Here is a 6,700-nt window from a genome sequence, read left to right as displayed (position 1 = left end):
GGGCCGGAGCCGCGCCGCCGTCCTGCTGGGCGCCGTCCGCCTTCGCGGCCACGAGCAGCCGCATCTTCGTCGCGGCCAGCGCCGCCGACACCGGCTGGAAGAACGTCGTGCCACCCGAGGTGCAGTCACCGCTGCCGCCCGAGGTGACGCCGAGGGCGATGCCCTCCGAGAACATCGAGCCGCCGCTGTCGCCGGGTTCGGCGCACACGTTCGTCTCGATCAGACCGGTGACCGTGCCCTCCGGGTAGTTGACCGTCGAGTTCAGCGCCGTGACCTGCCCGTCGCGCAGGCCCGTCGTGCTGCCGCTGCGGAACACCCGCTGGCCGACGACCGGGTCGGCGAAGCCGGTGATCTTGACGCCGTTGCCGTTGCCGATCGCGACGATGTCGGCGCCGTCGCCCGCCTTGCCGCTCGCGTACTGGACCAACGAGTAGTCGGCGCCGGGGAAGTTGGAGTCGACGGTCTGCCCGATCTCCTGCGACGCCTGGCTGTTGGAGAACCAGATCGAACCGTTCGGACCGCAGTGCCCGGCGGTCAGGATGAAGTCCTGCCGGCCGTTGGTGACGTTGAACCCGGCCGAACAGCGCCCGCTCGTCGACAGGATGGGCAGCGCGCCGTTGATCCGGGTGGTGAACGTGCCCTTCGTGCGCTCCATCTGGACGAAGCCGCCGATGCCGGAGGCGACCTTCGTCAGCTTCGACCAGTCGTCCGCGGAGACCGTGCTGTCCGCCTGTACGACCACCTTGTTCGTGCGGTAGTCCACCGACCAGGCGGTGCCCGCGACCCGGGGCGCGTCCCTCAACGTCGTGGTGGCCGCCTTGAGTTCGTTCATGCTGTGGCCGACGATCTTCGCCTGGGCGCCCGCCGCGCGGACCGCCTCCGCCGCGCTCTCGTCGGTGACCGCGACCACCGGTCGGCCGTCCTTGCCGATCCAACTGCCGGCCGTCCGGTCCGTGCCCAGCCGCTTCGTCAGGTCGGTGCCCGTCCGGCCCGCCTCGTCCGCCGAACTGCGCACCAGCGACGACGAGTTCGGCGTCTCGCTCGCCATGGCCACCTGCGCGACCATCGCCCCTCCCGCGAGGAGTCCGCCGACGGCCGCCAGCCGTGTCACTCGCCGGACGGTGCGTCGTCGTACGTGCCTCATACCTGGCTCCCGAACCCGAATACGCGACGCCGGACGTCGTCGCGGGGCACCGCGGTCGTGGAGCGCCCACTGTTCATACGCGCGGGGCCGTTCGGGTGTTCACCTGAAGTGATCGCGTTCTTGAGGGCGTCGGCGGTCCACACGTGCGCCCCGAACTCCGCGCGCGGCGGCCTCAGGCCGGTGGGCGGTCCAGTTTCGCGGCCACCGCGTCGAGCACCCACTCCAGCCCGGTCGTGAAGGACGTCTCCGCGTCCGCCTCCGCCCCGTCGTGGACGGCCTTGGACAGGGCGGGGAAGCGGCCGGTGGCCAGCATGCGGGTCACGTGGGAGCCGGAGGCGCGCTGCCAGTCGGCGTCCGTGAGGCCCGAGGTGCGTTCGGCGCGGAGGTGGGTGATCTCGCGGCGGACGGCGCCGGTGACGTAGTCGCTGACCGTCGCCGTGGCGCAGAGGGCGGTGTCGATGTCCGTGAGGCCGTCGAGGGCGGCGAGTTTCGCCTCGGTGACGGCGAGGCCGTTGGGGCCGAGGGACGGACGGCCGCCCAGGAGGTCGGCCAGCCATGCGTGGCGCAGGGCGGTCTCGCGGGTGCGCACGGCGAGGGCGTGCAGGGCCTCCCGCCAATCGGAGAGGGGCTCCTCGGGGAGGATCTCCGCCTGGACCTCGTCCACCATGAGGTCGAACAGCTCCTCCTTGGTGGCGATGTAGCCGTACAGCCGCATGGGGCCGGCGTCCAGACGGGCGGCGACCTTGCGCAGGGAGACCGCGTCGAGGCCGCCCTCGTCGGCGAGGGCGATGGCGGCGGTGACGATGCGGTCCCGGTCGAGGGGTACGGGGCGAGTCGGCGGCTCGGGCCGGTCCCAGACGGTCATGGGCACATCGTACTGTTGTGATACGACGTAGCGAATCAATACAGTGTATCGGCATGAGACATCGCATCGCAGTGGTCGGAGCCGGCCCCGCCGGCCTCACCTTCGCCCGCGTCCTGCACCGCCACGGCCACCCCGTCACCGTCCTCGAACGCGACCCCGCCCCCGACGCACGCCCCCCGGGCGGCACGCTCGACCTGCACGAAGGGCTGGGTCAACTCGCCCTGGAAAAGGCCGGGTTGGCCGAGGAGTTCCGCAAGCTGTCCCGCCCCGAGGGGCAGGCCATGCGCATCCTCGCCCCGGACGGCACCGTCCTGCGCGACTGGCGCCCCCGCCCGGACGACCTGGCCAACCCCGAGATCGACCGAGGCCACCTCCGCGACCTGCTGCGCGGCCCCCTCGACGTCCGGTGGGGCCAGGAGGTGGTCCGCGTGACACCGGGCCGCGTCCATTTCGCGGACGGCCGTGAGGAGGCGTACGACCTCGTCGTCGGCGCGGACGGCGCCCGGTCCCGCGTCCGCCCGGCCCTCTCACCGGTGACCCCGCACCACACCGGCGTCACCTCCGTCGAGACCTCCCTCGACGACGTCGACACCCGCCACCCCGCCCTCGCGAGGCTGGTCGGCGACGGCTCCCTCGCGGTGTACGGCGTGAACCGCAGCCTCGTCGCCCAGCGCAACAGTGGCGGCCATCTGAAGGTGTACGCCAAGTTCAGGGCGACGGCGGACCCGTTCAAGGATCTGGACGACGGCGCCGTCCGAGCCGCCTTGCTGGACCTCTTCGACGGCTGGGCCCCTCCCCTCCTCGACCTCCTCCGCAACGGCTCCGCCTTCACCCCCCGCCCCTTCCGCACCCTGCCCGTCACCCACACCTGGCCCCACGTCCCCGGCGTCACCCTCCTCGGCGACGCCGCCCACCTGATGCCGCCCCTGGGGGCGGGCGCGAACCTCGCGATGCTGGACGGCGCCGAACTCGCGGAGACCGTGGTCGCCGCCGGAGACCTCAAGGCCTTCGAGGAGCGGATGTGGGCCCGCGCGAGCAGGTGGGCGGCGATCACGACCGCCGGTCTGGAGCGCCTCGTCGGCCCGGACCCCGCCGAAGCCCTCGCGCACTTCGACCGAGTCCTGTCGCCTTGACCGTTGTGTCCGTGACCCGTCCCAACTCTCCGATGTTCCTCTACAAGTTCATGTCTTGACATGCGGCCGAAACCGTTCGTAGCTTGAGCGCTCTCATTTAGATTCGTGAAGAGGGTTCACGAATATGAACGGAGTGTCCATGGTGGATCGCCGACCGAGCCGTCGCCTGGCCGCCGGCCTCGGTGCCGCGACGCTGATGTTCGGGGTGGCCGCGTGCGGCGGCCCCGGCGACGGGGACAGCGGTGACCCGAACACGCTGGAGGTCTGGACGCGCAGCGACCCCGAGTCCGCGCTCACCTACGACAACGTCTTCGCCGCGTTCACGAAGAAGACCGGTATCAAGGTCAGACACCAGCCGGTCGTCAACTTCGACCAGCAGCTCCAGGCGCGCGCGTCCACTCGGGACCTGCCCGACGTGCTGATCAACGACGCCGCCCTGATGGGCAGTTACCAGTCCCAGGGGCTGCTGAAGAAGATCGACCCCGCGACGATCACCGGCCACGCCCAGATCGACGCCAAGACCTGGTCCACGACCGTCGGTCTCGACGGCGCGCACTACGGCATCCCCTACTCCCGCCAGGCGTTCACCCTCTTCATCCGCAAGGACTGGCGCGAGAAGCTGGGCCTGCCCGTCCCGAAGACCTGGGCCGACCTGCTGACCCTGGCCAAGGCGTTCGCCGACCGCGACCCCGACGGGGACGGCAAGAAGGACACCTACGGCATGGTCGTCCCCGGCAGCGCCCAGCGCGGGTACGTCGCCTGGTGGAGCGCGAGCTACCTGTGGCAGGCCGGTGCCCGGATCATCGAGCCCACCAAGGGCGGCGGCTACAAGCCGGTCATGGACTCGGACGCCGCCGTGAACGCCGTCACCTGGCTGAAGAAGAATCTGTTCTGCTCCCCCGACAAGAACATCCTCCAGCCCGGCGCCATCACCTCCGTCACCGGCAACGCCAGCAACTTCCAGGACGGCAACGCCGGGATGTACCTCACCGGCCCCTACAACATCGCCGCCTTCGACAAGACACCCGGCAAGGACAAGTACGAGGTGGTCCAGGCCCCGGCGGGACCCGCCAGCAACGCTGTCCTGGCCGAGGGCGAGAACATCTACTTCGGCGCCGAGACCGGCAAGACCGCGCAGGAACAGGCCCTCGCCGCGTTCCTCGTCTCGCCCGAGGGCCAGACGCTCGCCATGACCGGCGACCACCAGCCGGTCGTCCGCATCCCCGTCAACACCACCCTCGACGCCGCGAAGGTGCGCGACGACCCGCGCTGGAACGTCGTCCAGAACGCCTACCGGACCGCCTCGGTCGAGTTCCCGAACGCGCTCGACTGGGCGCCCTTCCGCCAGGACACCGCCGACGCGCTGAACTCGATCTTCACCTACTGCGGAGGGAACGTCCGCTCCGGACTCAAGGAGCTGAACGAGACCCTCGCCGGTGACCTCAAGGACCAGGACCTGCTGAAATGACCGCGACCACCCCCAGCCTGGTGCGCCGCAGGCGAAGCGCCCTGCCCTGGGTCTTCCTCGCCCCCGCGCTGCTCCTCGCGCTCCTCTTCAAGTTCTGGCCCATGGCCAAGGGCGTCTGGCTCAGCTTCTTCAAGGTGCGCCCCTTCCTCGGCGACAAGTGGATCGGCGTCGACAACTACACGCGCGTCCTCGGCGACCACCGCTTCCAGGAGGCCGTCGGCCACACCCTGCTCCTCGGCGTCGGGATCTCCCTCGGCGGCATCGTCGTCGGCTTTGTCCTCGCGCTGCTCCTGGAAGGGCAGAGCCGCTCGCTGAAGATCGTCCGCACGGCCGTCTTCCTGCCCGTCGTCACCGCGACCGCCGTCGTCGGCGAGCTGTGGCGGCTGATGTACTACCCGACCTCCGACGGTCTCGTGAACCACGCCCTGGGCTTCCTGGGCCTCGGACCGACGCAGTTCCTCGACAACCCGGGGACCGCACTGTGGTCGACGACGGCCATGGGCGTCTGGATGAGCGCCCCCTACAACATGGTGATCATCCTCGCCGGTCTCGCGGGCGTCGACCGCTCGCTGTACGAGGCCGCCGCGATGGACGGCGTCTCCCTGTGGCAGCGCCTGCGGTACATCACGCTCCCCGCGATCCGGCCCGCCATGGGCATCGTCCTCACCCTGGCCGCCATCCGGGGCCTGCGTGTCTTCACCGAGGTCTACGTCCTCACCGGGGGCGGACCGGCCGGCTCCACCGAGGTGTGGATGACCCGCGCCTACACGCTCGGCTTCACCCGGGGCGACATCGGCGGCGCGTCCGCGGCCTCCGTGGTGCTGCTCGGCGTGACGCTGCTGCTGACCGTCACGGTCAACTACTTCCGCAAGAGGGGAGCCACCCGATGAGCGCACCCGTCGTCGACGCCGTCCGCGCACCGAAAGCCCCGGCCCGCGAGCCCGTCAGTTCCACCCCGGCCCGCTTCGACACCGCCCTCGGCTGGAGCGACCGCCCCGGCGTCGCCTGGGCCCTGCGCATCCTGCTCTGCCTGATCGCGCTGGGCGTCTTCGCGGTCCCCTTCGTCACCGTCTTCGCCGGGGCCTTCACCACGAACCCCAGCGGCTCCGCGCTCTCCTTCCTGCCGCACCACCCCACGCTGCTCAACTTCGAGGTCGCGGGGGAGCGCGGCATCTGGGACTACTTCACCAACTCCCTCGTCATCGCGGGCGGCGCCCTCCTGCTCCAGCTCGCCGTCTCCGTCCTCGCCGCCTACGCCCTCGCCCGGCACCGGTTCCGCGGCCAGGCCCTGATCATGACCCTGTTCATGCTGACGATGATGCTGCCCGAGGAGGTCATCGCGATCCCCCTCTCCCTGGTCCTCGGGCACGTCCCCGTCGTCGGCGTCGACCTCAAGGGCACCGTCTGGGGCGTCATCCTGCCGCTCGGCGCCTGGGGGTTCTCGATCATGCTGCTCACCGAGTTCATGAAGGACATCCCCACCGAGATCGAGGAGGCCGCCCGCCTCGACGGCGTCGGTGAGTTCCGCATGCTGTGGCAGGTGATCCTGCCGCTGTGCAGGCCCGCGCTCGGCGTCGCCGGGGTCCTCGGGTTCGTCATGATCTGGGACCAGTACCTGCTGCCCCTCATCGCTTCCAAGGACCCCACCGACTACACCGTCACCGTCGCCCTGTCGATCCTGCGCACCGACCCCGAGGTCGGCTCCGGGGTCCTGCTGGCCGGCGCCGTCATCGCCCTCGTCCCCAGCCTGATCGTCTACCTGCTCCTCCAGCGCTCGCTGGTCACCGGCATCGCCGCCGGCGCCACCAAGGGCTGAGACCTCAGGAGAGAAGCCGTGAAGTCCCACGGAGCGCTGTTCTTCGCGGTCACCCCGTTCGGCAAGGACGGCGCACTCGACGAGGAACGCCCCGCCCAGCACGTCGAGGCGGGCGCCGGCGGTGTCTTCGTCACCTGCGGGACCGGCGAGTTCCACGCCCTCACCCCGGACGAGACCGAACGCGCCACCCGGATCGCCGTCGGGACCAACGCCGGACGCGTCCCCGTCCTGGCGGCGGCCGGCGGGCCCGTCCCGGTCGCCCGCGACCACGCCG

The 6,700-nt window shown here is 70.9% G+C and carries 7 protein-coding genes; 5 read left to right on the top strand and 2 right to left on the bottom strand.

What is annotated here, in order from left to right:
• The coding region (locus ACVNF4_RS30320; protein WP_461806082.1) for a S1 family peptidase at positions 1–1,144 on the bottom strand (1,144 nt) is incomplete at its 3' end.
• A gap of 172 nt (positions 1,145–1,316) precedes the next feature.
• Positions 1,317–2,009, bottom strand: coding sequence for a TetR/AcrR family transcriptional regulator (locus tag ACVNF4_RS30315; RefSeq protein ID WP_461806081.1), 693 nt, complete (start codon positions 2,007–2,009; stop codon positions 1,317–1,319).
• A 53-nt stretch (positions 2,010–2,062) separates the two neighbouring features.
• On the opposite strand from ACVNF4_RS30315, the gene ACVNF4_RS30310 reads away from it, so the two are divergent.
• The 5 genes from ACVNF4_RS30310 to ACVNF4_RS30290 all read left to right on the top strand — a co-directional run.
• A complete protein-coding gene (locus ACVNF4_RS30310) occupies positions 2,063–3,142 on the top strand; it encodes an FAD-dependent oxidoreductase (RefSeq protein WP_461806080.1) in 1,080 nt (359 codons plus the stop codon).
• Positions 3,143–3,281: 139 nt separating this feature from the next.
• Positions 3,282–4,610, top strand: coding sequence for a sugar ABC transporter substrate-binding protein (locus ACVNF4_RS30305; protein WP_461806079.1), 1,329 nt, complete (start codon positions 3,282–3,284; stop codon positions 4,608–4,610).
• Positions 4,607–5,500, top strand: coding sequence for a carbohydrate ABC transporter permease (locus ACVNF4_RS30300; RefSeq protein ID WP_461806078.1), 894 nt, complete (start codon positions 4,607–4,609; stop codon positions 5,498–5,500). Before ACVNF4_RS30305 ends, ACVNF4_RS30300 begins: the two co-directional genes overlap by 4 nt.
• Positions 5,497–6,426, top strand: coding sequence for a carbohydrate ABC transporter permease (locus ACVNF4_RS30295; RefSeq protein WP_461806077.1), 930 nt, complete (start codon positions 5,497–5,499; stop codon positions 6,424–6,426). Before ACVNF4_RS30300 ends, ACVNF4_RS30295 begins: the two co-directional genes overlap by 4 nt.
• An 18-nt stretch (positions 6,427–6,444) precedes the next feature.
• On the top strand, positions 6,445–6,700 hold a 256-nt coding region (locus ACVNF4_RS30290), incomplete at its 3' end, for a dihydrodipicolinate synthase family protein (protein WP_461806076.1).

This window comes from Streptomyces sp. S6, from assembly GCF_054880855.1.
Note: the sequence above shows the minus strand (reverse complement) of the source record. Positions and strands in the feature narration are given on the sequence as shown.

Excerpts from the sequence above, each read along its gene's own strand:
- ACVNF4_RS30315 (WP_461806081.1), bottom strand. The coding sequence starts at position 2,009 with ATGACCGTCTGGGACCGGCCCGAGCCGCCGACTCGCCCCGTACCCCTC.
- ACVNF4_RS30310 (WP_461806080.1), top strand. The coding sequence starts at position 2,063 with ATGAGACATCGCATCGCAGTGGTCGGAGCCGGCCCCGCCGGCCTCACC.
- ACVNF4_RS30305 (WP_461806079.1), top strand. The coding sequence starts at position 3,282 with ATGGTGGATCGCCGACCGAGCCGTCGCCTGGCCGCCGGCCTCGGTGCC.
- ACVNF4_RS30300 (WP_461806078.1), top strand. The coding sequence starts at position 4,607 with ATGACCGCGACCACCCCCAGCCTGGTGCGCCGCAGGCGAAGCGCCCTG.
- ACVNF4_RS30295 (WP_461806077.1), top strand. The coding sequence starts at position 5,497 with ATGAGCGCACCCGTCGTCGACGCCGTCCGCGCACCGAAAGCCCCGGCC.